Origin of the sequence: Isoptericola haloaureus (genome assembly GCF_036689775.1) — a bacterium.
Classification (GTDB): domain Bacteria; phylum Actinomycetota; class Actinomycetes; order Actinomycetales; family Cellulomonadaceae; genus Isoptericola; species Isoptericola haloaureus.
This window is the reverse complement of record NZ_JBAGLP010000116.1, coordinates 217,156-243,095: the sequence shown is the minus strand read 5'-3', so window position 1 is coordinate 243,095 and position 25,940 is coordinate 217,156. Positions and strand designations below refer to the sequence as shown.

At 73.5% G+C, this 25,940-nt stretch carries 23 protein-coding genes; 16 read left to right on the top strand and 7 right to left on the bottom strand.

All coding sequences use genetic code 11. The features are described from left to right. Window positions 1-25: 25 nt before the first annotated feature. On the bottom strand, window positions 26-1,735 hold the full coding sequence (gene pgi / locus V5O49_RS06570; protein ID WP_332901534.1) for a glucose-6-phosphate isomerase: 1,710 nt from the start codon (window positions 1,733-1,735) through the stop codon (window positions 26-28). Window positions 1,736-1,897: 162 nt separating this feature from the next. Between pgi and V5O49_RS06565 the strand changes: the two genes are divergently transcribed. The 5 genes from V5O49_RS06565 to V5O49_RS06545 all read left to right on the top strand — a co-directional run bounded on the left by V5O49_RS06565 (window position 1,898) and on the right by V5O49_RS06545 (window position 6,413). Next, a complete protein-coding gene (locus V5O49_RS06565) occupies window positions 1,898-2,383 on the top strand; it encodes a DUF1269 domain-containing protein (protein ID WP_332901533.1) in 486 nt (161 codons plus the stop codon). Between the two features lie 176 nt (window positions 2,384-2,559). Beyond that, window positions 2,560-2,988 (top strand): hypothetical protein, encoded by a 429-nt coding sequence (locus tag V5O49_RS06560; protein ID WP_332901532.1) that lies wholly within the window; start codon window positions 2,560-2,562, stop codon window positions 2,986-2,988. A gap of 79 nt (window positions 2,989-3,067) precedes the next feature. Further along, complete coding sequence (locus V5O49_RS06555) at window positions 3,068-4,279, top strand: phosphotransferase (protein WP_332901531.1); 1,212 nt, start codon at window positions 3,068-3,070, stop codon at window positions 4,277-4,279. Next, on the top strand, window positions 4,276-5,760 hold the full coding sequence (locus V5O49_RS06550) for a sensor histidine kinase (RefSeq protein WP_332901530.1): 1,485 nt from the start codon (window positions 4,276-4,278) through the stop codon (window positions 5,758-5,760). Before V5O49_RS06555 ends, V5O49_RS06550 begins: the two co-directional genes overlap by 4 nt. Further along, entirely contained in the window at window positions 5,757-6,413 is a 657-nt protein-coding gene (locus V5O49_RS06545) for a response regulator transcription factor (RefSeq protein ID WP_332901529.1), read from the top strand. Before V5O49_RS06550 ends, V5O49_RS06545 begins: the two co-directional genes overlap by 4 nt. Window positions 6,414-6,602: 189 nt before the next feature. Here V5O49_RS06545 and V5O49_RS06540 read toward each other — a convergent pair whose 3' ends face one another. Beyond that, the gene (locus V5O49_RS06540; RefSeq protein ID WP_332901528.1) at window positions 6,603-7,607 is read right to left on the bottom strand and encodes a LacI family DNA-binding transcriptional regulator; all 1,005 of its coding nucleotides are present in this window, start codon (window positions 7,605-7,607) and stop codon (window positions 6,603-6,605) included. A 238-nt stretch (window positions 7,608-7,845) separates the two neighbouring features. Between V5O49_RS06540 and V5O49_RS06535 the strand changes: the two genes are divergently transcribed. Genes V5O49_RS06535 through V5O49_RS06515 form a run of 5 tightly spaced genes read left to right on the top strand, consistent with a single transcriptional unit; the run spans window position 7,846 to window position 13,967 of the window. After that, entirely contained in the window at window positions 7,846-9,180 is a 1,335-nt protein-coding gene (locus V5O49_RS06535) for an extracellular solute-binding protein (RefSeq protein WP_332901527.1), read from the top strand. Window positions 9,181-9,185: 5 nt separating this feature from the next. Next, window positions 9,186-10,199, top strand: a complete 1,014-nt coding sequence (locus tag V5O49_RS06530) for a carbohydrate ABC transporter permease (protein ID WP_332901526.1) — start codon at window positions 9,186-9,188, stop codon at window positions 10,197-10,199. After that, the gene (locus V5O49_RS06525) at window positions 10,199-11,092 is read left to right on the top strand and encodes a carbohydrate ABC transporter permease (protein ID WP_332901525.1); all 894 of its coding nucleotides are present in this window, start codon (window positions 10,199-10,201) and stop codon (window positions 11,090-11,092) included. The genes V5O49_RS06530 and V5O49_RS06525 overlap by 1 nt, the downstream gene beginning before the upstream one ends. Beyond that, on the top strand, window positions 11,089-13,554 hold the full coding sequence (locus tag V5O49_RS06520) for a beta-xylosidase/alpha-l-arabinosidase (RefSeq protein ID WP_405001145.1): 2,466 nt from the start codon (window positions 11,089-11,091) through the stop codon (window positions 13,552-13,554). The genes V5O49_RS06525 and V5O49_RS06520 overlap by 4 nt, the downstream gene beginning before the upstream one ends. A 53-nt stretch (window positions 13,555-13,607) precedes the next feature. Then, window positions 13,608-13,967 carry an RNA-binding S4 domain-containing protein gene (locus V5O49_RS06515; RefSeq protein WP_278235573.1) on the top strand — a complete coding sequence of 120 codons (360 nt, stop codon included), beginning with the start codon at window positions 13,608-13,610 and terminating at the stop codon, window positions 13,965-13,967. A 25-nt stretch (window positions 13,968-13,992) separates the two neighbouring features. Here V5O49_RS06515 and V5O49_RS06510 read toward each other — a convergent pair whose 3' ends face one another. Continuing rightward, entirely contained in the window at window positions 13,993-14,379 is a 387-nt protein-coding gene (locus V5O49_RS06510; RefSeq protein WP_332901771.1) for a MerR family transcriptional regulator, read from the bottom strand. 222 nt (window positions 14,380-14,601) lie between these two features. On the opposite strand from V5O49_RS06510, the gene V5O49_RS06505 reads away from it, so the two are divergent. Next, the gene (locus V5O49_RS06505) at window positions 14,602-16,173 is read left to right on the top strand and encodes a SulP family inorganic anion transporter (protein WP_405001144.1); all 1,572 of its coding nucleotides are present in this window, start codon (window positions 14,602-14,604) and stop codon (window positions 16,171-16,173) included. A 44-nt stretch (window positions 16,174-16,217) separates the two neighbouring features. Continuing rightward, the gene (locus tag V5O49_RS06500) at window positions 16,218-17,336 is read left to right on the top strand and encodes a dipeptidase (protein WP_332901524.1); all 1,119 of its coding nucleotides are present in this window, start codon (window positions 16,218-16,220) and stop codon (window positions 17,334-17,336) included. Between the two features lie 33 nt (window positions 17,337-17,369). On the opposite strand, the gene V5O49_RS06495 is transcribed toward V5O49_RS06500, so the two are convergent. Beyond that, on the bottom strand, window positions 17,370-17,630 hold the full coding sequence (locus V5O49_RS06495; RefSeq protein ID WP_278235570.1) for a hypothetical protein: 261 nt from the start codon (window positions 17,628-17,630) through the stop codon (window positions 17,370-17,372). Window positions 17,631-17,772: 142 nt separating this feature from the next. Here V5O49_RS06495 and V5O49_RS06490 point away from each other — a divergent pair, with 142 nt between their 5' ends. From V5O49_RS06490 to V5O49_RS06480, 3 genes are all read left to right on the top strand, one after another. After that, window positions 17,773-19,866, top strand: coding sequence for a hypothetical protein (locus V5O49_RS06490; protein WP_332901523.1), 2,094 nt, complete (start codon window positions 17,773-17,775; stop codon window positions 19,864-19,866). 155 nt (window positions 19,867-20,021) lie between these two features. Further along, window positions 20,022-20,561 (top strand): hypothetical protein, encoded by a 540-nt coding sequence (locus V5O49_RS06485; protein ID WP_332901522.1) that lies wholly within the window; start codon window positions 20,022-20,024, stop codon window positions 20,559-20,561. A gap of 17 nt (window positions 20,562-20,578) precedes the next feature. Continuing rightward, window positions 20,579-21,223, top strand: a complete 645-nt coding sequence (locus V5O49_RS06480) for a response regulator transcription factor (protein ID WP_332901521.1) — start codon at window positions 20,579-20,581, stop codon at window positions 21,221-21,223. A 26-nt stretch (window positions 21,224-21,249) separates the two neighbouring features. Here V5O49_RS06480 and V5O49_RS06475 read toward each other — a convergent pair whose 3' ends face one another. Beyond that, window positions 21,250-22,875, bottom strand: a complete 1,626-nt coding sequence (locus V5O49_RS06475) for a sensor histidine kinase (protein WP_332901520.1) — start codon at window positions 22,873-22,875, stop codon at window positions 21,250-21,252. Between the two features lie 125 nt (window positions 22,876-23,000). On the opposite strand from V5O49_RS06475, the gene V5O49_RS06470 reads away from it, so the two are divergent. After that, the gene (locus tag V5O49_RS06470) at window positions 23,001-23,918 is read left to right on the top strand and encodes a universal stress protein (protein ID WP_332901519.1); all 918 of its coding nucleotides are present in this window, start codon (window positions 23,001-23,003) and stop codon (window positions 23,916-23,918) included. A 58-nt stretch (window positions 23,919-23,976) separates the two neighbouring features. Here V5O49_RS06470 and V5O49_RS06465 read toward each other — a convergent pair whose 3' ends face one another. Both V5O49_RS06465 and V5O49_RS06460 read right to left on the bottom strand, forming a co-directional pair. Continuing rightward, window positions 23,977-25,326 carry a hypothetical protein gene (locus V5O49_RS06465; protein WP_332901518.1) on the bottom strand — a complete coding sequence of 450 codons (1,350 nt, stop codon included), beginning with the start codon at window positions 25,324-25,326 and terminating at the stop codon, window positions 23,977-23,979. After that, window positions 25,323-25,916 carry an RNA polymerase sigma factor gene (locus tag V5O49_RS06460; RefSeq protein WP_332901517.1) on the bottom strand — a complete coding sequence of 198 codons (594 nt, stop codon included), beginning with the start codon at window positions 25,914-25,916 and terminating at the stop codon, window positions 25,323-25,325. Before V5O49_RS06460 ends, V5O49_RS06465 begins: the two co-directional genes overlap by 4 nt. Between the last annotated feature and the right edge of the window lie 24 nt (window positions 25,917-25,940).

Sequence of the window (25,940 nt, the reverse complement as noted above, 5' to 3'; positions counted from 1 at the left end):
GGACACGGCGCGGCGGCGGCCCGGCTCAGGCGCGGTGGGCGCGGTAGTACTCCACGAGGCGGCGCGTCGAGGCGTCCTGGTCCGCCAGCGCGGCGTCGTCGCCGGACACGGCGGGGGCGACCTCCAGCGCGAGCTTCTTGCCCAGCTCCACGCCCCACTGGTCGAAGGAGTCGATGCCCCACACGACGCCCTCGACGAACGTGATGTGCTCGTACAGCGCGACGAGCTGCCCCAGCACGGACGGCGTGAGCGCGGGCGCCATGATCGACGTCGTGGGCCGGTTGCCGGAGAAGGTGCGGGCGCTGACCAGCTCCTCGGCGGTGCCCTCGGCCCGGACCTCGTCGGCGGTCTTGCCGAAGGCGAGCGCCTTGGTCTGCGCGAAGAAGTTCGCGAGGAACAGCTCGTGCACGTCCGCCCCGGCGGCCACGGCCTTGCCGTCGCCGGCGTCGTCGGTCAGGGGGTAGGCGGGCGTGGCGAAGGCGATGAAGTCCGCGGGGATCGTCCGGGTGCCCTGGTGGATGAGCTGGTAGAAGGCGTGCTGGCCGTTGGTGCCCGGCTCGCCCCAGAAGACCTCGCCGGTCTGCGTCGTGACGGGCGAACCGTCCCAGCGCACCGACTTGCCGTTGGACTCCATCGTGAGCTGCTGCAGGTAGGCGGGGAACCGGTGCAGCTGCTGGGCGTAGGGGAGCACCGCGTGGGTGTGCGCGCCGAGGAAGTTCGTGTACCAGACGTTGAGCAGCCCCATCAGCGCGGGCACGTTCTGCTCCAGCGGCGTGCTGCGGAAGTGCTCGTCGACGGCGCGGAAGCCCGAGAGCAGCTCGCGGAAGACGTCCGGGCCGAACGCGACGGCCAGCGACGTGCCGATCGCGGAGTCGACGGAGTAGCGGCCGCCGACCCAGTCCCAGAACCCGAAGGCGTTCGCCGGGTCGATGCCGAAGGCCTCGACCTTGTCCAGCGCGGTGGACACGGCCACGAAGTGGGCGCGCACGGCGGCCTGCTGGGCGTCGTGGTCGTCCTCGATGGCGCCGACGGCGTGCAGCCGGTCCCACAGCCAGGCGCGGGCCATGCGCGCGTTGGTCAGGGTCTCCAGGGTGCCGAAGGTCTTGGAGGCGACGATGAACAGCGTCGTCTCGGGGTCCAGGTCGGCGGTCTTCTGGGCGAGGTCCGTCGGGTCGATGTTGGACACGAACCGGACCTCGAGGTCCTCGCGGCCGTACGGCTTCAGTGCCTCGTAGACCATGACCGGCCCGAGGTCGGAGCCGCCGATGCCGATGTTGACGACCGTGCGCACCGGCTTGCCGGTGACGCCGCTCCACTCGCCCGAGCGCACCTGCTCGGCGAACGCGGCGACCTTCTCGAGCTCGCGGGCGACGTCGACGTCGATCTCCTGACCGTCCACGACGAGCGGCGGCTCGGTGCCGGGCGCGCGGCGCAGGGCGGTGTGCAGCACGGCGCGATCCTCGGTGACGTTGATGTGCTCGCCGGTGAACATCGCCTCGATGCGATCAGGAAGGTTCACCTCCCGGGCGAGCCGGACCAGCAGCTCGAACGTCTCGTCGGTCGCCAGGTTCTTGGACAGGTCGACCAGCAGGTCGCCCGTCGTGTGGCTGAACCGTTCGGCGCGCCCCGGGTCGGTGGCGAACCATCCGCGCAGGTCACCCCGGAACTCCTGGTGGTGGCGCAGCAGCTCGCCCCAGGCGGGCGTGGTGGTGGCGTCGACAGGGGAGGTCGTCATGACGCCTACCGTAGTGACCGCGGGGGGCGCGTGCTCGTGCGGTCCGCACGGTGAGCGCTTGCCCGTCCGGTTCGTCCCCTGTGGCGCCCCTCCTGCGCCGGTGCCAGGATCGGAACCGGCCGGGAAAGGGCCCGGCCGTGACGCACGGAGGAAGGACCCCGCATGGCCATGTTCACCGTCTGGAAGTTCGACGATCCGGAGGGCGCCGGCAAGGCCGCCCGCATCGTCAAGGATGCCGCCTCGGACGGCCTGATCACGCTGGTCGACCACGCGGTCGTCGAGTGGCCCGAGGGCGAGAGCCACCCGAAGACCCACGGGGTGAACGACGACGCCGCGAGGTCCGGGGGCTGGGGCGCGCTGTGGGGCCTCCTGATCGGCGCCCTGTTCTTCATCCCCGTCGTCGGTGCCGTCGCCGGGGCCGCGATCGGCGGGCTCAGCCGCGCCCTGTCGAGCACCGGCATCAAGAAGGACGACCTCGAGCGGATCCGGGCCGAGATCGTGCCCGGGACCTCCGGCCTGTTCCTCATCTCCGAGCAGGGCGACCCGGACCGTTTCCGCGAGCGCCTGCACGGTCTCAAGGCGACCCTGATCAGCTCCAACATGTCGGACGCCGAGACCCGCGAGCTCAAGGAGATGTTCGGTTCCTGAGCCCCGGCCCACGACGACGGCCCGCGCACCCTTCGGGGTCCGTGGGCCGTCGTCGTCCGTGGGCCGTCGTCGATGAGAGGACTCTCATCGTCGTCTCCGCCAGGTCTCATGCCGGCCACCCAGGATGGTGATCGTCCGCAGGGAGCGGACGTGCAGCACCGTTCGAGGGAGCAGCCATGAAGCCGTCCGTGAAGAAGCGCTGGATCGTCGTCGGGACTGCGGCGGCCCTGGGGGTCGGCGTCGCCGGCGCGGCCGCCGTCGGGCTGGACGACCAGGTCGACCCCGTCGAGAGCGTCGACGCGGTGACGCTGACCGGGCAGGACGATCCCTCCGGCGAGCCGTCGCCGGACGACTCCTCGGGGGCCACGGGCCCCGCGTCGACCGACGTCACCGACCCGTCGCCGGAGACGGCCGGATCGCCGGACGACCCCGCCGTCGACTCGGCGGACTCGGCGGACGGCTCGTCCGGGCAGAGCGCCCGGAGCGCCGAGACGGCCGCACCGGCGCCCCAGCAGGTGCAGAGCGCCCAGTCCGCGCAGACCGCGGGAGACGCCGACGACGACCGCTCGGCGCAGAGCGCCCGGTCCGCCGACTCGGGGCGCTGACCCCGTGCCCGGTCCGTCCGCGGTCCTCGACCGGCGTGCTGCGCGCGCGCTGGACGCCGGTTCTGGCGAGGATGGTCCGATGGCACAGAACGACCTGGACCTGCTGACGGGCGAGGAGGCGACCGAGCTGCTCGCGACCGCGGTCTCCACCGCGGGCGGAGAGCTCGTCGACTGGTCGGTCCGGCAGGTGGACCACCGCCCGGGCCGTTCGACGACGGTCGCCTACCGCGCGCGGGTGCGCTGGGCGGACGGCGCGGACCCGGGACGCGTGCGCACGGAGACGCTCGGGGCCTCGCTCGGGCGGCCGGGGGACCAGCAGGTCCCCGGCGTGCTCACCCTGGACGACGGCGAGCACGCGGTCGCGGTGTGGCGGTTCCCGGGCGACCCGGCGCTGCCGGCGCTGGCGACCGCCTACGACGCCGAGGCGGTGGCGACCCTGCTGGGGGACCTGGGCGTCCCCGAGGTGGCGCGGGGCCCGGTGACGCTGAAGGTGCGGGCCTACCGTCCGACCCGCCGCGCGGTCATCGAGGCCAGCACGCCGGGTGCGCGTGTCTTCCTCAAGGTGGTGCGCCCCGAGAAGGTCGACGACCTGCACGCCCGGCACGCGCTCCTCGCCGGGGCGGGTCTGCCGGTGCCGAAGCCGCTGGGCCGCAACGCCGACGGTCTGCTGGTCATCGCCCCGCTGACGGGTGAGTCGATGCGGCACGCCGTGCGCGACGGGGGGCCGGTGCCGACCGCGGCCGAGGTGGTCGCGATGCTCGACCGGCTGCCGGACAGCGTCGCCGAGCTGCCGCTGCGCACGTCGTGGAGCGAGAACGCGGGCCACTACGCCTCGGTCATCGCCGCGGCCATGCCCGCGGAGGCGGAGCGTGCCCTGCACCTGGCGGAGACGATCGTGACCCGGATCGCCGACCAGCGCGCCGAGGACCCGACGCACGGCGACCTGTACGAGGCGCAGATCATGCTCGCCGGCGGACGCATCACGGGGTTGCTGGACGTGGACTCGGCCGGCCCCGGACGGCGGGCGGACGACCTGGCCTGCCTGGTCGCGCACGTCGAGACGCTGTCACTGCTGCGGGGGTGGGACAGCGAGCGCCTGCACGCCCTGGCGCTCGAGTACGCGGCCGGGTTCGCGGGCGTGGTGGACCCGGTCGAGCTGTCGGCGCGGGTCGGCGGTGTCCTGCTGTCCCTGGCCACGGGTCCGCACCGGGTCCAGGAGGCCGACTGGCCGCACCAGACCTCCCGCCGGCTGGACGCCGTCGAACGCTGGCTGGGCGGGGTGCCGGGGTGAGACCTCGCCGCCGGTGGTGGCGGCCGTCGGCGCTGTCGGTGCGGACGAAGGCCGTCGTGTCGGTGCTGCTCCTGTCCGCCCTGGGGATGGCGGTGGCCTGGGCGGTGACCGACGCGATCCACGCCCGGGCGGTGCTGGACCGCATCGACGGCGAGCTGGACCAGGAGGTCGAGGAGTTCCGCGTGCTGGCCGAGCGAGGCATCGACCCCGACACGGGCGAGCCCTTCGCCGGGGTCGAGCAGCTGCTGCGGGTCGCGATCGAGCGCAACGTGCCCGGCGCCGACGAGATGCTGGTGACCTTCGTCGACGGCGAGGCCGACCTGTACTCGCCGTCGTGGGCCTCCGCGGTGGTCGACGACCCCGACCTGGTGGCGCTCGTGGACGAGCTCGGCCCCGGGGCCGGCCGCGCGGTCGAGGGGTGGATCCCCACCGCCGTGGGCGAGATGCACGTCGTGGCCGTCCCGGTGCACGCGGCCGACGACTCGCAGCACGGCACCTACGTCGTCGCGGTGGGCACGGATCTCGCGCTGGCCTCGCAGCAGGAGCTGCGCCGCACGTTCGCCCTGGTCTCCCTCGGCACCCTCGTCCTCGTCGGGGGCGTGGGCTGGTGGGTGGTGGGAAGGCTGCTGCGGCCGCTGGAGCTGCTCGCCACGACCGCGCAGCAGGTGGGCGGCGACGACCTGACCCGCCGCGCCCCGGTGCACGGCGAGGACGACGTCGCCACGCTGGGTCGGGCGTTCAACACGATGCTGGACCGGCTCGCCGCCGCCTTCGACGCCCAGCGGCAGTTCCTGGACGACGCCGGCCACGAGCTGCGCACGCCTCTGACGGTGCTGCGCGGCCACCTGGAGCTGCTGGAGCCCGACGACCCGGCCGACGTGGCCGAGACGCGCGCCCTGCTGCTGGACGAGACGGGTCGCATGAGCCGGATCGTCGAGGACCTGGTGCTGCTGGCCAAGTCCGAGCGCCCCGACTTCGTGCGGCCCGGCCGGGTCGGCCTCGGACCCCTGACCGACGACCTGCTGGACAAGGCCCGGGCGCTGGGCGACCGCACGTGGCTGGTCGACGCCCGGGCGGAGGGGCAGGTGCCCGGCGACGAGCAGCGACTCACCCAGGCCGTGCTGCAGCTCGCCGACAACGCCGTGAAGTTCACCCGGCCCGGGACTCGGATCGCGGTCGGCAGCGCCGTCGTCGGCTCCAGCGCCCGGCTGTGGGTCCGCGACGAGGGGCCGGGGGTGGCGCCGGCCGACCGGGACCGGATCTTCGAGCGGTTCGTGCGGGTCGGCGAGCCGGACGTGCGAGGCTCGGGGCTGGGCCTGGCGATCGTGGCGGCCGTCGCCACCGGGCACGGCGGGACCGTGGCCGCCGGGCCCGGGGTCGCGGCGCACGACGGCGCGGCCGAGCACGGTCTGCAGGTCACCCTGGCCTGGCCGGTGGACGGCGCGACGGACGGCGGGGCGGACGAGAGGGCGGACGGGTGAGCAGGATCCTGGTGGCCGAGGACGAGGACCGCATCGCGCAGTTCGTGCGCAAGGGGCTCCGGGCCCACGGGTTCGTGCCCACGGTGGTCTCCGACGGGCCGTCGGCCGTGCAGCACGCCCTGGGCGGCGAGTACGACCTCATGGTGCTCGACATCGGGCTGCCGGGCCTCGACGGCTTCGAGGTGCTGACCCGGCTGCGCGGCTCCGGGTCGACGATGCCGGTCGTCATCCTCACCGCGCGGGACTCCATCACCGACCGGGTCACCGGGCTCGAGGGCGGCGCGGACGACTACATGGCCAAGCCCTTCGGGTTCGAGGAGCTGCTGGCGCGGATCCGGCTGCGGCTGCGGGACCCGGGACGTGCCGAGCGGGAGGTGCTGGAGCACGGCGGTCTGCACCTGGACCTGGCCTCCCGCCGGGTGTCGGTGGAGGGCCGGTCCGTCGACCTGTCGGCGCGGGAGTTCGCGCTGGCGGAGGTGTTCCTGCGCCACCCGGGCCGGGTGCTCTCGCGCGAGCAGCTGCTGTCGCGGGTGTGGGGCTACGACTTCGACCCCGGGTCGAACGTGGTCGACGTGTACGTGCGCTACCTGCGCCGGAAGGTCGGGGCCGAACGCATCGAGACGGTGCGGGGGATGGGCTACCGGCTCGTCTGACTCGCGAGGTAGGCAACTCCTCCGCGAGGTAGGCGTTTTCGCGCCGAGGTAGGCGAATCTTCGCCGAGGTAGGCAACTTTGCGGCGAGGTAGGCAAGCCGACCGTGAGGTAGGCGAGCAACGGTTCGTCCGACGTCGGCCGGAGGTTGCCTACGTCGGCGAAGAATTGCCTATCTCGGCCGGGGGTTGCCTACCTCGGCGAGGGGGCGGGGCCCGTGCTGGACCGCACGACGAGCGACGTCGGCAGCCGCAGGTGCTGCTCGCGCGGGGTGCCCTGCAGCAGGTCGAGCACCATGCGCAGCGCCTCGGCGCCCATCCGGTGCAGCGGCTGGGCGACGGTCGTCAGCGGCGGGGTGCACGAGGCGGACTCGGGGATGTCGTCGAACCCGACCACGGACAGGTCCTCCGGGACGCGCAGGCCCTTCTCGGCCGCCACCTCCAGCACGTGGATCGCGGACTGGTCGTTGGCCGCGAAGACCGCGGTGGGGCGCTCGCCGGACGGCGGGTCCAGCAGCTCGCGTGCCGGGGCGTCGGCGGTCTCGGGCCAGTAGCCGCCCACCCGGACCCAGCCCGGGTCGACCTCGATCCCGGCCGCCGCGAGGGCCTGCCGGTAGCCGAGCTCGCGCAGCCGTGCGGACTCCAGGTCGGTGCGGCCCCCGAGGTGGGCGATGCGGCGGTGCCCGAGCCCGATCAGGTGCTCGACGGCCTCCCGTGCGCCGGAGGTGTTGTCGCTGTCGACGGTCGGTGTGCCCTCCGGGCCCGTGTGCGGGTCGATGGCGACGACGGGGATGCCCTGCGCCTCGGTCAGCACCAGGGTCGGGGTGACGACGATCGCGGCGTCGATGAGCGTCCCGGCCAGCCGGGACAGCGACCGGCGCTCCCAGCCCACCATGGACCCGCCGTCGGACCCGCCGGAGTAGGCGAGGAGCTCGTAGCCGGTGCCCTCCACGGCGCTGGAGATCCCCTTGAGCAGCTCGGTGGAGTACGGCTCGAACCCGGCGACCAGCACGCCGACGACGTTGGTCGACCGCTGCCGCAGGCTGCGCGCGACCAGGGAGGACTCGTACCCCAGCTCGGCGACGACGCCGAGGACCCGCTCCGCGGTGGCGGGCGAGACCCCGTAGCGGTTGTTCACGACCTTGGACACGGTCGCGACGGAGACGCCGGCGGCGCGCGCGACGTCGGAGATCGTCACGCGTCCTGCGGGGGCAGCGGGACGGGTGCTCGGTGTCGGAGGCTCGGCGGCGGTGCTCACAGTCAGACAGTATCCGTCACCGCCGCCGGGGAGACATCGGCGGGGCGGCATCACGAAATCGTTATCGAAAACGATTGACGAACGGGACGCCGCTTTGCCAGAGTGGTGCGCGACCGGGCGGGCACGAGGCGTCGCCCGAGCAGTCGATCCACCGTCGAAGACGACCGAGGGGTTCACGATGACGAGAACAACGCGAGGTGCATCTGCCGTCGCTCTGGGTGCGAGCATCGCGCTGCTGGCCGGTGCCTGCGCCGGCCAGGGCACGGCCGACCAGGAGTCGACCGACGACGGCGGCTCTGCCGCCGCCTCCGAGGGAGGGGAGATCACCCTCGAGTGGTGGCACAACTCCAACACCGGTGAGGGCAAGGAGTACTACGACCAGGTCGCTGCCGACTTCTCCGAGGCCAACCCCGGGGTCACCGTCCAGGTCGAGGCCATGCAGCACGAGGACATGGTCACCAAGCTCCAGGCCGCCATGCAGGCCGGGACCGACGTCCCGGACGTCTTCATGAGCCGTGGCGGCGGTGAGCTGCAGAACGACGTCGACGCCGGGCTGCTGCGCGACCTCAGCGACGACGCCGCCGAGACCGTCGACACCATCTCGGGCTTCACCGGCCAGTACACGATCGACGACGGCGTCTACGCCCTGCCCTTCTCCATGGGCATCGTCGGGTTCTGGTACAACGAGGACCTCTTCGCCGAGGCCGGCATCGACGAGGTCTCCCCGGCCCCCACGTTCGAGGAGTTCTCCGGCTACGTCGAGCAGCTCCGGGCGGCGGGGATCGACCCGATCTCCGTCGGCGCCGGGGACAAGTGGCCCGCCGCGCACTACTGGTACTACGGCGTCGTGCGGGAGTGCGAGTTCGAGACCGTCGAGGCCGCCATCGAGTCCGGCGACTACTCGGACGAGTGCTTCCTCGCCGCCGGCGAGGACGTCCAGGCGATTCTCGACCTGGGGCCCTTCAACCCGGGCTTCCTGGCCACGGCCGCGCAGTCCGGGCCGACGTCCGCGTCCGGCCTGCTCGCCGCCGAGAAGGTGGGCATGGAGCTCGCCGGCCACTGGGAGCCCGGTGTCGTCGGCGGCCTGCGCGAGGACGAGCAGGTGCCCGACTGGATGGGCTGGTTCGCCTTCCCGACCTTCGAGGGCCAGGCCGGCGACCCGGCGGACCAGATGGGCGGCGGCGACGCCTGGGCGGTGTCCGCCGACGCTCCGGACGAGGCGGTCGACTTCGCCGCGTACCTGGTCTCCGACGAGGTCCAGCAGGGCTTCGCCGAGCTCGACATGGGTCTGCCGACGAACCCGGCCGCGACCGACTCGCTGTCCAACGAGACGCTGGCACAGCTCATCCCCGTCCGCGACGGCGGCGGCGAGACCCAGCTCTACCTGGACACCCGCCTCGGCCAGTCCGTGGGTGGCGCGATGAACGACGAGATCGCCCTGCTGTTCGCCGGCGAGGCCGGCCCGCAGGACGTCGTCGACGCCATCGAAGAAGCCGCGGCGTCGCAGGGGTGAGCACGATGGCGGACGACGCAACCGTCCCGACGGCCACCGCGTCGCCTGCCACCTCCTCCGGTCCGGCTGCCGGGACGACCCCCCAGGGTCGTCCGGCAGCCGGACGTCCGGCGGGGGGTCGGCGGGCGGCTGACTCGACACTTCGCAAGCGTCTGGAGATCGCGTTCTTCGTGACGCCGGCCCTGGCGATGCTCGCCGTCTTCGTGGTGTGGCCGATCCTCACCGCCGTCCAGATGTCGGCGTACCGGTGGAACGGCCGCGGGCCGATGGAGGACTTCGTCGGGATCGGCAACTACGTCTCGGTGCTCACCGACGACGTGTTCCTCGACTCCCTGCTCAACAACCTGTTCATCGTGGCCGCGTCGATCGCCATCCAGCTGCCGCTCGGGCTCGCGATCGCGCTCCTGCTCAACCGCAAGATGTGGGGCCAGGGTGCGCTGCGCACGATCATCTTCGTGCCGTACGTCCTCGCCGAGGTCGTCGCCGGCGTCATCTGGTTCCAGCTCCTGCAGCCGCAGTACGGCCTGCTCGACACGCTGATCAGCGCCGTCGGCCTCGAACCGCCGGCCCAGGGCTGGCTCGGGGACGTCGACCTGGCGCTGTGGACCGTCATGGGCATCCTGACGTGGAAGTTCATCGGCCTCGCCGTGATCCTCTTCCTCGCCGGCCTGCAGGGCGTCCCCGAGGAGCTGTACGAGGCCGCCCAGCTCGACGGTGCCTCGTGGTGGCAGGTGCAGCGCAAGATCACGATCCCGCTGCTCGGCCCGACCATCCGGACCTGGGCCTTCCTGTCCATGATCGGCTCCCTGCAGCTCTTCGACATGGTCTGGATCCTCACCAAGGGCGGTCCGGCCAACGCCACGAGCACCATGGCGATCTTCCTCGTCAACGAGGGCACCCGGAGCAACAACTTCGGGATCGCCGGCGCCGCGTCCGTGGTCCTCTTCGTGATCGCGCTCGTGATGGCGGTGCTCTACCAGCGACTCTTCCTCAGCCGAGACGCCAAGGGGGTGGCGTGATGACCACGTCGACTCAGACGCCCGCCGCGCCGACGACGACGGCGGTCCGACGCCGTCGCCGCGGCAGCGCGGGCAGGTTCCAGGGCGGCAACCCGGTCGTGTACGCGGTCGCCTTCGTGGTGGTCTGCGCGACCCTCGGGCCCGTCGTCTACGGCGTGCTCGGCGGGTTCCGCAGCAACGCCCAGCTCGCGGAGTCCCCGGCGTCGTTGCCGGACCCGTGGGTCGTCAGCAACTACACCGGCGTCGTCACCAACCCGGACTTCTGGCAGTACACGCTCAACTCGGTCGTCGTGGCCGTCGTCACGACGGCGCTGGTCGTCGTCTTCGGCGTCATGGCCGCCTACCCGCTGGCGCGGTACTCGTTCAAGGGGCGCGAGGTGCTGTTCATGGTGTTCGTCGCGGGACTGCTCTTCCCCGCGACGGTCGCCGTGGTGCCGCTGTTCATCCTGCTCACCCAGAACTTCGGGCTGGGCAACACCTGGTGGGGTGTCGCGCTGCCCCAGGCGGCGTTCGCCCTGCCGATGACGGTGGTCATCCTGCGCCCGTTCCTCCAGGCGCTGCCGAAGGAGCTCGAGGAGGCCGCCCAGCTCGACGGCACCAGCCGGATCGGCTTCTTCTGGCGGATCCTGCTGCCGCTGTCCGGCCCGGGCATGGTCACCGTCGGCGTGCTCGCCTTCGTCGGGTCGTGGAACGCCTACCTGCTCCCGCTGCTCCTGCTGCAGGGCGACATGAAGACGCTCCCGCTCGGCGTCGCGGACTTCTCGTCCGAGCACTCGTCCGACACGGCCGGCGTCTTCGCCTTCACCACCCTCGCCATGATCCCGGCGCTGGTGTTCTTCCTGGCGATGCAGAAGCGCATCGTCAACGGTCTGCAGGGCGCGGTGAAGGGATGACCGCGCAGAACGAGGTTCCCATGTCCGGTGCCGTGCGCACCCCCGTGCCCGCGATGCCGACGGTCTCCGACCGCGTCGCCGCGCTGCACGCCGAGATGACCCTGCCGGAGAAGACGGCCCAGCTCGTCGGCTACTGGCTCGACCAGGGCGGCGAGGTCGTCGCGCCGATGCAGGACGAGATGGCCGCCGGCCAGGCGGGTCCCGAGCGGCTCGGCGAGATCACCCGGCACGGGATCGGCCACTACACCCGGGTGTACGGCACGCGGCCCGTCGACCCCGTCGAGCGTGCCCGCTGGCTGTGGCACGAGCAGCGGCGCCTGCGTGCGACCACGCGGCTGGGCGTCCCCGCCCTCGTGCACGAGGAGTGCCTGACGGGGCTGGCAGCGTGGCAGGCCGCGACGTTCCCGACGCCGCTGGCCTGGGGCGCCTCGTTCGACCCGGACCTCGTCGCCGAGATGGGCGACGTGATCGGCCGGTCCATGCGTGCCCTGGGGATCCACCAGGGCCTGGCCCCGGTGCTCGACGTCGTGCGCGACCCCCGCTGGGGCCGTGTCGACGAGTGCATCGGCGAGGACCCCTACCTCGTGGGCACCGTCGGCACCGCCTACGTCCGCGGCCTGCAGGGTGCCGGGGTGCACGCCACCCTCAAGCACTTCGTCGGCTACTCGGGATCCCGTGCCGGACGCAACCACGCCCCGCTCGCCGCCGGACCGCGGGAGCTCGCCGACGTCTTCCTGCCGCCGTTCGAGATGGCCGTGCGCGACGGGGGCGTGCAGTCCGTCATGGCGTCCTACAACGACGTCGACGGCGTGCCGGTGCACGCCTCCGACGAGCTGCTCACCGGCGTGCTGCGCGAGCAGTGGGGCTTCGACGGCGTGGTGGTCGCGGACTACTTCGGCGTCGCGTTCCTCGAGGTGATGCAGCAGGTCGCGGCGGACCGGTCGGACGCCGCCGCCCAGGCGCTCGCGGCCGGGCTGGACGTCGAGCTGCCCACCGGCGACGCCTACCTCGACCCGCTGGCGACCGCGGTGCGCGACGGACGGGTCGACGAGGCCCTCGTCGACCGGGCGGTCCTGCGGGTGCTGACGCAGAAGGAACGGCTCGGTCTGCTGGAGGCCGACGCGTTCGCCGACGAGCCGCCGTCGGCCGTCGACCTCGACTCGCCGCGCCATCGCGACGTCGCGCGGCGCCTCGCCGAGGAGTCGGTCGTGCTGCTGTCGAACGACGGGACCCTGCCCCTGGGGCGGTGGACGAAGGCACCGGCCCGCGTCGCCGTCGTCGGGCCGAACGCCCACCGGGCCGACGCGCTGATGGGCTGCTACTCGTTCGCCAACCACGTGCTCGCCCACCACCCCGATCACCCGCTCGGCTTCGAGATCCCCAGCGTGCTGGAGTCCGTCGGCACGGCGTTCGCCGACGCCGGCCTCGACGGGCCCGACCTGCTGCACGCCCGCGGCTGCGACGTCGAGGGGGAGGACACCTCCGGGTTCGCCGAGGCCGTGGCCGCGGCGTCGTCGGCGGACGTCGCCGTCGTCGTCGTGGGCGACCAGGCGGGCCTGTTCGGCCGGGGCACGGTGGGGGAGGGCAACGACGTCGAGTCGCTGGACCTGCCGGGCGTGCAGCGCGAGCTGGTCGAGGCGGTCGTCGCGACCGGGACGCCGGTGGTCATGGTGGTGCTGTCCGGGCGGCCGTACGCGATCGACTGGGCGCTCGACGGCGACCGGCGGCCCGGCGCCGTCCTCCAGGCCTTCTTCCCCGGCGAGGAGGGTGGACCGGCCGTCGCCCGCGTGCTGACGGGTGCGTTCGCCCCGTCGGGGCGGCTCCCGGTGTCCCTGCCCCGGTCGGCCGGTGCGCAGCCGTACTCCTACCTGCACCCGGTGCTCGGCGGTCCCAGCGACGTCACCTCCACCGACTCCACGCCGCTGCGGCCGTTCGGCTTCGGTCTGTCGTACACGACGTTCGAGCACGCCGACCTGCGGGTGGACGACGCCGTGGCGACCGACGGCACGCTGTCGGCCACCGTGCGGGTCACGAACACCGGGGACGTGGCGGGGTCCGAGGTCGTGCAGCTGTACGGGCACGACCTCGTCGGGTCGGTCGCCCGGCCCGTGGCCCAGCTGCTCGCGTACCAGCGGGTCGCCCTCGCCCCGGGAGAGTCGGCCCAGGTCGTGTTCTCGGTGCCGGCGACCCGGTTCGCGTTCAGCGACCGGCGCCTCGCCCGGGTCGTCGAGCCGGGCGAGGTCGACGTGTGGGTCGGTTCCCACGTGGCGGCCGTGGCCGAGGAGGCGCGGGACCTGCGGGCGGCGACCCGGGGTGCGATCCGGAACGAGCGGGCGGCGGCGAAGCGCGCGCTGCCGGGCACGGCGACGCCCCGCGCGCGGGTGGACCTCACGGGTCCGGTGCACGTGGTGACCGGCGACGACGCCCGGGTCGCGACGGCCGTCGTCCTCCGGGAGCCGTGACCCGGGGCCGGGAGCCCTGATCCCCACGGCGCGGGGCGTGGCAGAGTGGACGGATGCGGATCGACATCTGGTTGTGGGCCGTCCGGCTGTTCAAGAGCCGGTCGGTCGCGGCCTCGACGTTGCGCTCGGGCAAGGTGCGCGTCAACGGCACCGTCGCCAAGCCGGCGACGCAGGTCCAGGTCGGCGACCGCGTGACCTGGCAGGATCCGTTGCGGCAACGCGTCGTCGTGGTGCGCGAGCTGCTGCCCAAGCGCGTCGGGGCGCCGCTGGCGGTCAAGGCCTACACCGACCAGAGCCCGCCGGTGCCGACGCGCGAGGAGCGCGCCGCCGTCGGTCTGCGCGAGCGGGGTGCCGGACGGCCCACCAAGAAGGAACGCCGCGAGATCGACAAGCTCCGGGGCCGACGGCGGTAGGCGGGCTCGCGCGGGGCCGACCGGCTCAGAGGCGGTGCAGCAGGGCGATCAGCTCGTCGGCCATCTCCAGCTTGCGGGCCAGGTCGGCCCGGCGCTCCTCGGCGGCCGCCACGTACGCGGCGAGCCGGTCCCGGGCCGCGGGGCGCCCCTCGTCCGCGCCGACGCCGTCCTGGCCCGCGCCCTCGGCGCCGAGCTCGTCGGCGACCCGCAGCAGGTCGGCCATCTCGTCCAGGGAGAAGCCGAGCGGCTTCATCCGACGGATGAGCAGCAGCCGCTCCACGTCGGGCTCGGTGTACAGGCGGAACCCGCCCTCGGACCGCGCCGACGGGCGCAGCAGGCCGACCTCGTCGTAGTGGCGCAGCGTGCGCAGCGACAGCCCGGTCCGCTCGGCGACGGCTCCGATGTGGTGCATGGTCGGGTCGTGAGACACGAGGGTGAACTCTACCCTCACGTAAGGGTAGAGTTGCGCCCGTCGCGGGCCGTCGTGCGCCCGGCGCCGGGGACCGCGACACCCTGACCTCCGCGCGACGCCGCGCCCCCAGTGCCCTGTCCCCGGCCGGGAGCCCGTCGTGCGCGGTCCCTCTCGGTCCGCCGTGCGCCCACGGCGCCCACCGAACCGAGAGGAAGCCTCCGCGTGTCGAACGACCTGCGTGCCTCCCTGCCCGATCCGGCCCCCGAGCCCCAGCCCGTCACCGGCGCCCCCGAGGCCACCTCCACGGGGTCCTTCCGGGCCGCCTTCAGCTCGATGACGCGGCTGCGCACCGAGGTCCTCGCCGGCCTCGTCGTCGCGCTCGCCCTCATCCCCGAGGCCATCGCCTTCTCGATCATCGCGGGCGTCGACCCGAAGATCGGCCTGTTCGCCTCGTTCACGATGGCGGTCACCATCGCCTTCGTCGGCGGCCGCCCGGCGATGATCTCCGCCGCCACCGGCGCGATCGCCCTGGTCATCGCCCCCGTCGTGCGCGACCACGGGCTCGACTACCTCATCGCGACCGTGATCCTCGGCGGGCTGATCCAGGTGGTGCTCGGCCTGGTCGGCGTCGCGCAGCTCATGCGGTTCATCCCGCGCTCGGTGATGGTCGGGTTCGTCAACGCGCTGGCGATCCTCATCTTCACCTCGCAGATCCCGCACCTGTTCGGCGACGCGGTGCCCTCCGAGCAGCGGTGGACGGTCTTCGTGCTGGTGGCCGCCGGCCTGGCGATCATGGTGTTCTTCCCCCGGCTGACCAAGGTCGTCCCGGCGCCCCTGGTGGCCATCGTGCTGCTGACGATCGTCACCGTCGTGGCCGCGATCGCCGTGCCCACCGTCGGCGACCAGGGCGACCTGCCCGACTCGCTGCCGGCCCTGTTCTTCCCGGACGTGCCCCTGACCCTCGAGACGCTGCAGATCATCGCGCCCTACGCGTTCGCCATGGCGCTGGTCGGCATCATCGAGTCGCTGCTGACGGCCAAGCTCGTCGACGACGTCACCGACACCCACTCGAACAAGACCCGCGAGACCTGGGGCCAGGGCGTGGCCAACCTGGTCACCGGGTTCTTCGGCGGCATGGGCGGCTGCGCCATGATCGGCCAGACCATGATCAACGTGAAGGTCTCCGGCGCCCGCACACGGCTGTCGACGTTCCTGGCGGGCGTCTTCCTGCTGATCCTCGTGGTCACCCTCGGCGACGTCGTCTCCATCATCCCGATGGCGGCCCTGGTCGCCGTGATGATCATGGTCTCCGTGGCCACGTTCGACTGGCACTCGATCCAGCCCTCCACCCTGCGCAACATGCCCGTCCCGGAGACGGCCGTCATGCTCGCCACGGTGGTCGTGACCGTGTGGACCCACAACCTGGCCTACGGCGTCGTCGCCGGCGTCGTGGTCGCCGCGGTGCTGTTCGCCCAGCGCGTGGCGCACCTGACGACCGTCACCCGCCTCGACGCGTCCGACGAGGACGACGAGCGCGTCTACGCGGTCGACGGCGAGCTGTTCTTCGCCTCGTCGAACGACCTGGTGTACCAGTTCGACTACGCGGGCGACCCGCGCCGGGTCGTCATCGACATGTCCAACGCCCACATCTGGGACGCCTCGACGGTCGCCGCGCTGGACGCCGTCGAGCACAAGTACGCCGCGCACGGCAAGACGGTCGAGTTCCGGGGGCTCAACGAGGACAGCCGCGAGCGCCTGGACCGGCTCGCCGGGAAGCTCGGCGCCGAGCACTGACCCCACGCCCGGCCGGCAGGGAGCGGCGGCGCTAGGGTCGCCGCATGGTGAGCGAACGGATCCAGGCCCTGCTGGCCGAGCATCCCGTCTGGGACGGCCACAACGACCTGCCGTGGGAGGCCCGCGAGCAGGCCGGCTACGACTGGGACGTGCTCGACATCGCCGGGCCGACGGCGGACCGCACCCACACCGACATCCCCCGGCTGCGGGCCGGAGGAGTCGGGGCGCAGTTCTGGTCGGTCTACGTGCCGACCACGATCGCGGGGGCCGACGCCGTCGTCGCGACGCTCGAGCAGATCGACGGCGTGCACCGCATGGTCGAGCGGTCCCCGGACCAGCTCCGGTTCGCCACCACGGCCGCCGAGGTCGAGGACGCCTGGGCCACCGGGCGTATCGCCTCCCTGATGGGCGCCGAGGGCGGGCACTCCATCGACGGGTCCCTCGGCGTGCTGCGCATGTTCCACGCCCTCGGCGTGCGGTACATGACGCTGACGCACAACGACAGCACCCCGTGGGCCGACTCGGCCACGGACGCACCGAGCGAGCACGGCGGCCTGAACGCGTTCGGCCGCGAGGTCGTGCTCGAGATGAACCGCCTGGGGATGCTCGTCGACCTGTCCCACGTCGCCACGGGCACGATGCACGCCGCGCTCGACGTGACGGACGCACCGGTGGTGTTCTCGCACTCCAGCGCCCGCGCCGTCTGCGACGTGCCGCGCAACGTGCCCGACGACGTCCTGGGACGCCTGGCCACGAACGGCGGCGTCTGCATGGTCACCTTCGTGCCGCAGTTCGTCACGCCCGCCGTGGCCGAGTGGAAGGAGGAGGCCGCCGAGGCCGCCGCCGCGCAGGGGATCCGCGCCACCGACTACCTGGCGTTCAGCGGGTTCCTCGCCGACTGGCGCGAGACGCACCCGGCCCCGCCCACGCGGCTGTCCGACGTCGTCGCGCACGTCGAGCACGTGCGCGAGGTCGCCGGGATCGAGCACGTCGGCCTCGGCGGCGACTACGACGGCGCCACGGGGTTCGCCCCCGAGCTCGCGGACGTCTCGGGGTACCCGGCGCTGCTGGCGGCGCTCGCGGACCGCGGCTGGTCCGACGCCGACCTCGGTCGGCTCACCAGCGGCAACGTTCTGCGGGTGCTGCGCGACGCCGAGCGCTGACCGGCGGCTCCCCGGCGGTGCACCCGCCCGGGCTCAGACGCCGAGGGACCGCTGCGACCAGGAGACCCCGAGCGCCTGCAGCACGTCGTGGGGGTCCCGGTGGGCGGCCTCGGAGTAGGCCTGCAGGGACATCACCGAGGCCGTGAGCATCGTGGTCATCACCTGGCGGGCGAGGCGCGGGTCCTGGCTCGCCTCGTCGAGCAGCTCCTGGACGATCGCCGAACGGATCCCGAGGTCGGGCTCCGCGCAGGCCGTCAGCAGTGCGATCGTCGTGGCTCCGGCATCGGTTTGCATGACGTCCCCCCGGTTGTCAACCCCCTGATGACTCCGGTCTACAGCACGCGGTGTCAGCACGCGACCGGGGCGCTGCGCGGCGACCCGCTACGATCGGCGCGCGGCGGCCACCCGGGACCGCCGGGACGACGACGGAGCGCCAGTGACACCGAAGGACCGGACCGCACGGATCGACCGGGGGCGGCCGGTCCGTCGCCTCGCCTCCGCCCTGCTCGCCACCGCACTGGCCCTCGCCGGGGTGGTCGTCCCCGCCGCCGTGCCGACGGCCCTGCCGACCGCCGCCGCCGACACGGCCGGTCTCACCGAGGAGGGGCACGCCCGCTACACCGTCCGCGCGAAGGGGTCGGTGACGGCCGAGGTCACGTCGACGATCACGAACGTCCTGCCCGACCGGGGCGGCCGCTCCTACTACTGGGACTCCTACGGCATCGTGCTGCCGACCAGCGCCCGGGACGTCACGGCGACCAGCGGCGGCTACCCGCTGACCGTCCGGTTCGAGGACGGCGCGGACGCGACGACGCACGTCGCCGTCGCCTCCTTCGCGCCGCTGCGCTACGGCCGGACGCGGACCATCGAGTGGCGCTACGACATCGCCGGGGACCCGGTCCGCTCCGAGTCCTGGACCCGGGTCGGCCCCGGCTACGCGACCTTCGCCGCCGTGGCGCCCGGCGACGAGGGACGGGCGACCCTGGAGGTCGTCGCGCCGCGGTCGATGCAGCTCGACACCCCGGCCGACGTCCGGCGCGACCGGGACGGCAAGCGGGTGGTGTACACGCTGGCCGCGGACGAGGACGGTGTCGCCTGGGCGCCGGTGTCGTTGCGCGACCCGGACCGGGCCGACACCCGCGACGTGCGCGTCGGCGACCACGTCATGACGGTGCACGGGTTCCGCGGGGACACGGAGTGGTCGCGGTTCGCCGCCGAGCAGGTCGAGGTCGGCATCCCCGTGCTGGAGGACCTCGTGGGCGCCGACTGGCCGGCGAACGTCCACCGGGTGCGCCAGGACTCGTCGCCGAACGTGCTGGGCTACGGCGGCTGGTTCAGCCGGTACGAGCGCGAGATCGTCGTCGACGAGAGCCTCGACGTCGGCCTCCTGCTGCACGAGCTGACCCACGCCTGGTTCAACCACGCGACGCTCGACGACCGCTGGCTCGTCGAGGGGGTCACCGAGGTCGTCTCGCAGCGGGCCGTGGAGCGCACCGGCGCGGAGTCCCCGGCGCGCGAGGCCCCGCGCCGGAAGTCCGACGTCGCCTTCCCGCTCGCCACCTGGGAGCCCGCCTTCACGCTCGACGACGACGCCGAGGCGTACGGCTACGACGCGGCCTACACCGTCGTGCAGCGACTCACCGCCGACCTCGACGACGACGCGTTCCGCGCGCTGATGTCCGACGTCCACGACGGTGCCAGCCGGTACGCCGCACCGGACCGTCCGGGGCAGTTCCGCGGCATCACCGACTGGAGGAGGTTCCTCGACCTCCTCGAGGCGCACGACGTCGGCGAAGGAGCCGAGAAGACGCTGCGGCGCTGGGTGCTGGACCGCCGTGGCAAGGAGGTCCTCGCGGACCGCGCCGAGGCGCGGGAGACCTACACGGCGCTCGACGCGGCCGACGGCGACTGGCTGCCGCCCCAGGGACTCCGGTCGACGATGACGTGGTGGAGCTTCGGCGCCGCCGAGCAGGCAGTCGAGGCGCTGGGGGACGCGCCGCGCCACGCCGCCGAGGTCCAGCAGGTCGCCGGGGACACCGGGCTGCCGGTGCCCGACGGCGTCCGGGAGGCCTACGAGACGGCGAGGAACGAGGACGCGTACACGGCGCTGGCGGCGATGCTGACCGAGACCGCGACGACCATGGACCGGGTCGCCTCGGTATCGGCGCAGGTCGCGGCCGAGCAGGACCCCGTCACCGAGCTCGGCCGGCACCTGCTGGAGGTCGACGCCTCCGCCGCCGACGCCCGGGCCGCTCTCGCCGACGGCGAGCTGGAGCAGGCCCGCGACCTGGTCGCCGCCACCACCGAGCAGGCCGACCGCGCGCAGCAGGTCGGTCTCGCCGTCGTCGGCGGTGCGCTCCTCGTCCTCGGGCTGCTCGTGCTCGTGCCGTGGCTGGTCGTCCGGGGGGTGCGCCGTCGTCGGCGTCGCCGGGCGGTGCTCACCGCGCCCCGGGTCGTCGCCGTCGTGGCGGCGCCGGAGACCGTCGCCGACCGCGAGCGGGACGCCGACACCGAGGACGCGATGTCCTGATCGGGACCTTCGTCCCGTGTGAAGGGACTATGGACCCGCAGGTCAGGGACGTTGCACCCTGCCTGGCGGGAGGCTCCGACCGGAAGTCTGGACTCGACGCCGGGAACGTCCCGGCGTCGAGGACCGGACTTCCCCGGTCGAAGGAGGAGATCCTCATGACCACCGCCTCCGCGCACCAGGCCTCGGCCCCCACCGTGCGCGAGACCTCGTTGTCCCCGGTCGCGGCGTTCACGTTCGCGATCGTGCGGATTCTGCTGGCCGTCGAGTTCCTCTGGGCGTTCTTCGACAAGACGTTCGGTCTGGGCATCGCGACGCCGGCCGAGCGCGCCTGGATCTCGGGCGGCTCGCCCACCACCGGATACCTGGCCAACTCCGAGGGGACGTTCGGCGGCTTCTTCAGCTCGCTCGCCGACAACGTGTTCATCGACTGGCTGTTCATGCTCGGCCTGCTCGGCATCGGACTGGCCCTGCTGCTCGGTATCGGCATGCGCATCGCCGCGGTCTCCGGCGCCGTCCTCATGCTGCTCATGTGGCTCGCCTCGCTGCCGCTGGCGAACAACCCGTTCGTGGACTACCACCTGGTCGACGCTGTGCTGCTGATCGGCCTGGCGGCGATCCTCGCCGGCGACACGCTGGGTCTCGGCAAGCGCTGGGCCTCCACCGACCTGGTGCAGCGCTTCCCCTGGCTGCGCTGACTGCGTAGCGTGGGCCCATGGGCGATACCGTGCGCGTGTTCCTCGTGGACGATCACGAGATCGTCCGTCGCGGCGTCGCCGACCTCATCGAGGCCGAACCGGACCTCGAGGTGGTCGGCGAGGCCGGCACCGCGGCCCAGGCCCTCGCCCGCATCCCCGCTCTCACCCCGGACGTCGTCGTGCTGGACGTGCGCCTGCCCGACGGCGACGGGGTGACCGTGTGCCGGGAGCTCCACTCCCGCATGGACGTCGCCTGCCTGATGCTGACGTCCTTCGACGACGACGAGGCCCTGTTCGACGCCATCATGGCCGGGGCTGCCGGATACGTCCTCAAGCAGGTCCGCGGCACCGACATCGTGGCGGCGATCCGTACCGTCGCCGCCGGCGGCTCCACTCTCGACCCGCGCACCACCGCCGCCGTGATGGAGCGGATGCGGGCCCAGCAGCGCCACGAGGACGACCCGCTCGACGTGCTGACCGAGCAGGAGCAGCGCGTGCTCGCCCTCATCGGCCGGGGGATGACCAACCGGCAGATCGGTGCCGAGCTGTTCCTGGCCGAGAAGACGGTGAAGAACTACGTCTCCAGCGTGCTGGCCAAGCTCGGGCTGGAGCGTCGGGTGCAGGCCGCGGTGCTCGCGACCCGCCTCGAGGACCGCCACTGATCACGCGGCGCCGGTGACGCGGCTGATCACGCGCCGAGCGGGACCTGCCAGCGCAGCGCCGTCCCGCTGCCCCCGGTCTCGACGTCGAACGACCCGCCGAGGTCGGTGGCCCGCTGCTGCATGTTGCGCAGACCGCTCGGCGTCACGTCGTCGGGGATCCCGTGCCCGTCGTCACGCACCGTGAGGCGGAGCCGGCCGTCCTCCACGGTGACGTCGAGGGCCACGTGCCGGGCCCGCGCGTGCCGGGCCACGTTCGACAGCGCCTCGCGGACCACCGCCATGAGCTGGTCGGCCGTCGCCCCGGGCACGACGGTGTCGATCGGGCCGCCCATCTGCAGCGCCGGCGCGAACCCCAACGACCGGCGTGCGGCGTCCGCCTCGGCGATGAGGCGGGCCCGCACCCCGGTGCGACGCTCGGGCTCGTCGGTGTCGCGCAGGCCGCGGATCGTGGTGCGGATGAGGCTGATGGTCTCGTCCAGCTCGTCCACGGCTCGTCCGACCCGATCGGCGTCGGCGGGCGGGCCGTTCTCGTCCAGGCGCCGGCCGACGCCCTGCAGGCTCAGCCCGGTGGCGTAGAGGCGCTGGATCGCGAGGTCGTGCAGGTCCCGCGCGATGCGGTCGCGCTCGCGGACCACCGCGAGGCGCTCGCCGTCGAGTCGGCGCTGGGCCAGCTCCAGGGCCACCGCCGTCTGGGCCGCGAAGGCCTGCAGCGAGTCGATGACCACGCTGGAGAAGGGCGGCGTGTGGCGGCGGCGGCCGACCGACAGGACCCCGATCGTCTGTCCCGGCCCGCCGAGAGGGACCGCCGCCAGCGGCCCGACGATGTCGACCGGTCGGAAGGCGAGGGTCGTGCGGTCGTCCGTGGCGGCGTCCGCGGTCATCACCGGCTGGCCGGAGATGTAGGCGTCGGCGGCGAACGTCCCCTCGGTCGGCAGCGTGGTCCCGACGAGGCCCTCGACGCCGGCGCCGGAGACGGAGCGGATCACGAGCTGGTCGGCGTCGTCGGCCCGGGTGGCCAGGACGGCCGTGTCGGCGTCGGCGACGCTCATCGCCTCCTGGGCGACCACGTCCATCACCGCTTCGGGGGACGAGCCCGCGGCGATCTCCCGGGAGATCACGTGGTTCCCGCGCGCCCAGCGCTCGCGCAGCCGGGCCGCCGAGTACAGCCGGGCGTTCTCGACGGCCACGCTCGCGGCGGACGCCAGCGCCTCGGCGAGGTGCTCGTCACGGGCGGTGAACTCCCCTCCGCCGCGCTTCTCGGTCAGGTACAGGTTGCCGAACGGGCGGCCGCGGACGCGCAGGGGCACTCCGAGGAAGGAGTGCATCGGGGGGTGGTGGGGCGGGAAGCCGACCGAGCGCGTGTCGCTCGACATGTCCGCCAGGCGCAGGGGGTCGGGGTGGCGGATCAGCTCGCCGAGCAGCCCCTTCCCGCGGGGGTACGGGCCGATGGCCTCGATCTCCTCGGCAGTCAGTCCGACCGTGAGGAACCGGGAGATCTGCCGGTCGTCGCCGAGCACCCCCAGGGCCCCGTAGCGCGCGTCGACGACGTCGGTCGCGGCCTGCACCAGGCGCTGCAGCGTGCTCTCGAGGTCGAGGCCGCGCCCGACCGAGACCACCGCCGCGAGCAGCAGGTCCACGTCGTCGTCGCGCACCCTCCCACCGTAGCGGGCCGGGGGCTGTCCGGCCCGGGACCTTCGACCTGCCTGATCAGGGCGTGCGGCACTGCCGGGCGGTGCCGTCCCCGTGGCGTACTGGAGCCATGACGAAGGAGGTCGCCATGAACAGCACACGAGTGATCGTCGGCGTGGACGGCTCGATCGCCGGTGAGCAGGCCCTGGACTGGGCGGCCGCCGAGGCCGTGCGCCGACAGGGAACCCTGACGGTGGTGAGCGCCTACACGGTCGCGACGACGCCGGCCGACGCCGGGTTCGGGCTCGGCGAGCAGGCGGTCCGCGAGCGGGCGGAGGAGGGCGTGGCGAGCGCGGCCGAACGTCTCGTGCAGCTGCGTGAGCTGCGGCCGACGGCGGCACCCGCCGTCGACGACGTGTCGTGGGAGGTCGTGTCCGGCACGCCGGCCGGCGTGCTCGTGGGACACACCGGGGCCGACAGCCTCGTGGTCGTGGGGCAGCGCGGCCTGGGCGGCATCGACCGGGTCGTCCTGGGCTCGGTCTCCTCGGCCGTGGCGGCGATGGCCCACGGGTCCGTCGTCGTGGTCCCGACCGACCCCGTCGCGCAGCACTCCGTCGGCGCCAACGACAGGGTGGGACCGATCTGGCGGGTCGTGGCGGCGGTGGACACCGACGAGCAGGCCGACCGGGTCCTGGAGCAGGCGTTCGCCGAGGCCGACTACGCCGCCTCGCCGCTGCACGTGGTGCACGCGGTCCACCCGGACTTCATCGCCGGCCCGTACGCCATGGCCAACGCGCTGTCGCAGGAGTACCGCGACGAGGCACGGGCGTCCATGCACGACATCATGGCGCGCTGGACCGAGAAGTTCCCGGACGTCGAGGTCAGCACGGAGGTCGTCACCGGGGTGCCGATCGACGTCCTGCAGCAGCGCCTCAACCGGCACGACCTCGCCGTCGTCGGCGGGCGCAAGCACTCGCCGATGGTGGGTCGCGTGCTCGGTTCCATGCCGGACCGGCTGGTGCACCACGCACCCTGCCCGGTCCTCATCGCCCACGAGCCGGCGTAGGACTCGTGGGACACGTCCCGCCCGGCCGTCTTCCCCCAGACGGCCGGGCGGGATGCTGCTAGGGGAACAGCGGTCCGGTCAGGCTGCGTGACCCGTCCGTGAGTAGCCACTGGATCGTGGCGTCCTGCCAGAGGTCCGCCGGGTCGACGCTTTGGTCGCTCGACCCGTCCGGGCCCCAGACCGCCCAGTAGCCGTTCGAGACGTGCGCCGCCAGCACCTCGCCGGTCCCTGTGGTGACCTGGAGGGTTTCGACGTCGTCTCCGGCGACGCCGACGGCGATCTGGTTCGGACCGGAACCACCGGCCGAGACGGCCCAGGCCTCGTTGTCAGCGGGATTCAGCGAGCGGCCAGAGGAGCCGAGGCCCGAGAGTTTCTCGTACGGCGGCTCCGCCTCCTGGATGCACGCGCTCATCCGACGGCTGTCGACGTTGGCGTACAGGGTCAGGCCGAGATCGCCGCGCCGGTCCTCCAGCACGGGGTCGACCCGCTCGCCGGTCTGCCAGTCCCGGGTCGAGCGGCACTCCGCGCGGCGCTGCGCTGCCAGGGGGTTCCAGGCGTCCGCGCCGGGCCAGGCGTCGTCGAGCGAGACCGTGGTCGTGGTGCCGTCGCCGAGCGTGGCGTGCACCCGGATCTCCGCGTCCTGGGGAAGGTCCTCCGCCCCGACGATGTGGGCCCACCAGGTGCCGTCGTCGAGGAACGCCCCGACGAAGGCGCCACGGTCGCGGTCGCGCCAGCGGGCCTCGACGTCGACCGACGTCACGTCCTGCCCGGCGAACCCCCAGACGAAGGTCCCCTGCTCGGTGACCTGTCCCTGCGGGCGGACCTCGTCGGCGTCCGGGGCATCCCCCGGCAGCATCCAGGAGGCCGTCGTGACCGTGCCGTCGTCGTGCGAGACGAGACAGGCACCGGCACGGCGCATCTCGGGATCCGCCACGATCTCCACGTCGGTGCCGGCGGTGGACCGTCCGATCGTCTGCCACGCGACGTCCCCCACCACGGCTTCCAGGTCGGCGATTTCCGGGACCCGGTCCGCGCACGATTGCGCGGGGGACGACAGCCACGCCGGTGCGACGTCCGGGCCGATGGGGGAGAGCACGACGGCGGCCCCGGCCACGCCGACCACGCCGGCCACCGCGGCGGCCAGGGTCCAGCGCCGGCCGCGACGGCGACGGGCCCGGCGTGCGGCGTCGAGCGGGACGACGGCGTCGTCCGGGTGCGCGTCGAGGTCCAGCCGGTGCGACGCACTGCTCCCGCCGGGTGCCGTGGGTGCGGACCGGGCCGAGGTGGGGCCGTGCGGGTCCGCGACGGCCTCGGTCACGTGCGACCAGGCGGCGGCGAACCGCTCCGGGTCGGGGGACTCGGCCGGGGCGAGGCGGGCGAGGCGCTCGTCGACGGGGTGGGTGCTCATGCCGACCTCCTCGAGGACGGGGCGTCGCTCGTTGGACGCGCGGTGGATGCGGTGCCGGGGTCGTCGACCACGGCCGCGAGCCGCCGTCGCGCGCGGTGCAGGCGGACGTGCAGCGTCGCGGTGGTGCAGTCGGCGACGTCGGCGGCCTGGGCGGGCGAGAGCCCGTCCCAGGCCACGAGCAGGAGGGCCTCGCGCTCCCGCTCGGTCAGGGCGGCCAGGCCGCGCAGCAGCGCGTCCCGTTCGGTGGCCAGCGCCTCCGGGGCGCTCTCGACCGCCGGCGCCGCGGCCTCCAGGCGGGTCAGCTCGGTGTCGAGCTCGCGCCGCCGGACCTGGGCGCGCAGGGTGTTGTGCCGCAGGTTGCGGGCCACCACGAGCAGCCAGGGCAGGGCGTCGTCGGGGACGTCCTCCAGCCGGCGCCACGCCACCAGGAAGGTCTCGGACAGCAGGTCCTGGGCGGTGTCCGGGTCGGTGTGCCGCAGCGCGTAGGCGTGCACGCGCACGGCGTGGTCGTCCCACAGGGCGGCCAGCCGGGCAGCGGCGGCGTCGTCCGGCGGGACCGGGGCGGCGTCGTCGTCGGAGGAAGCGTTCACACCACGTAGTGTCCTGGCCCGGCC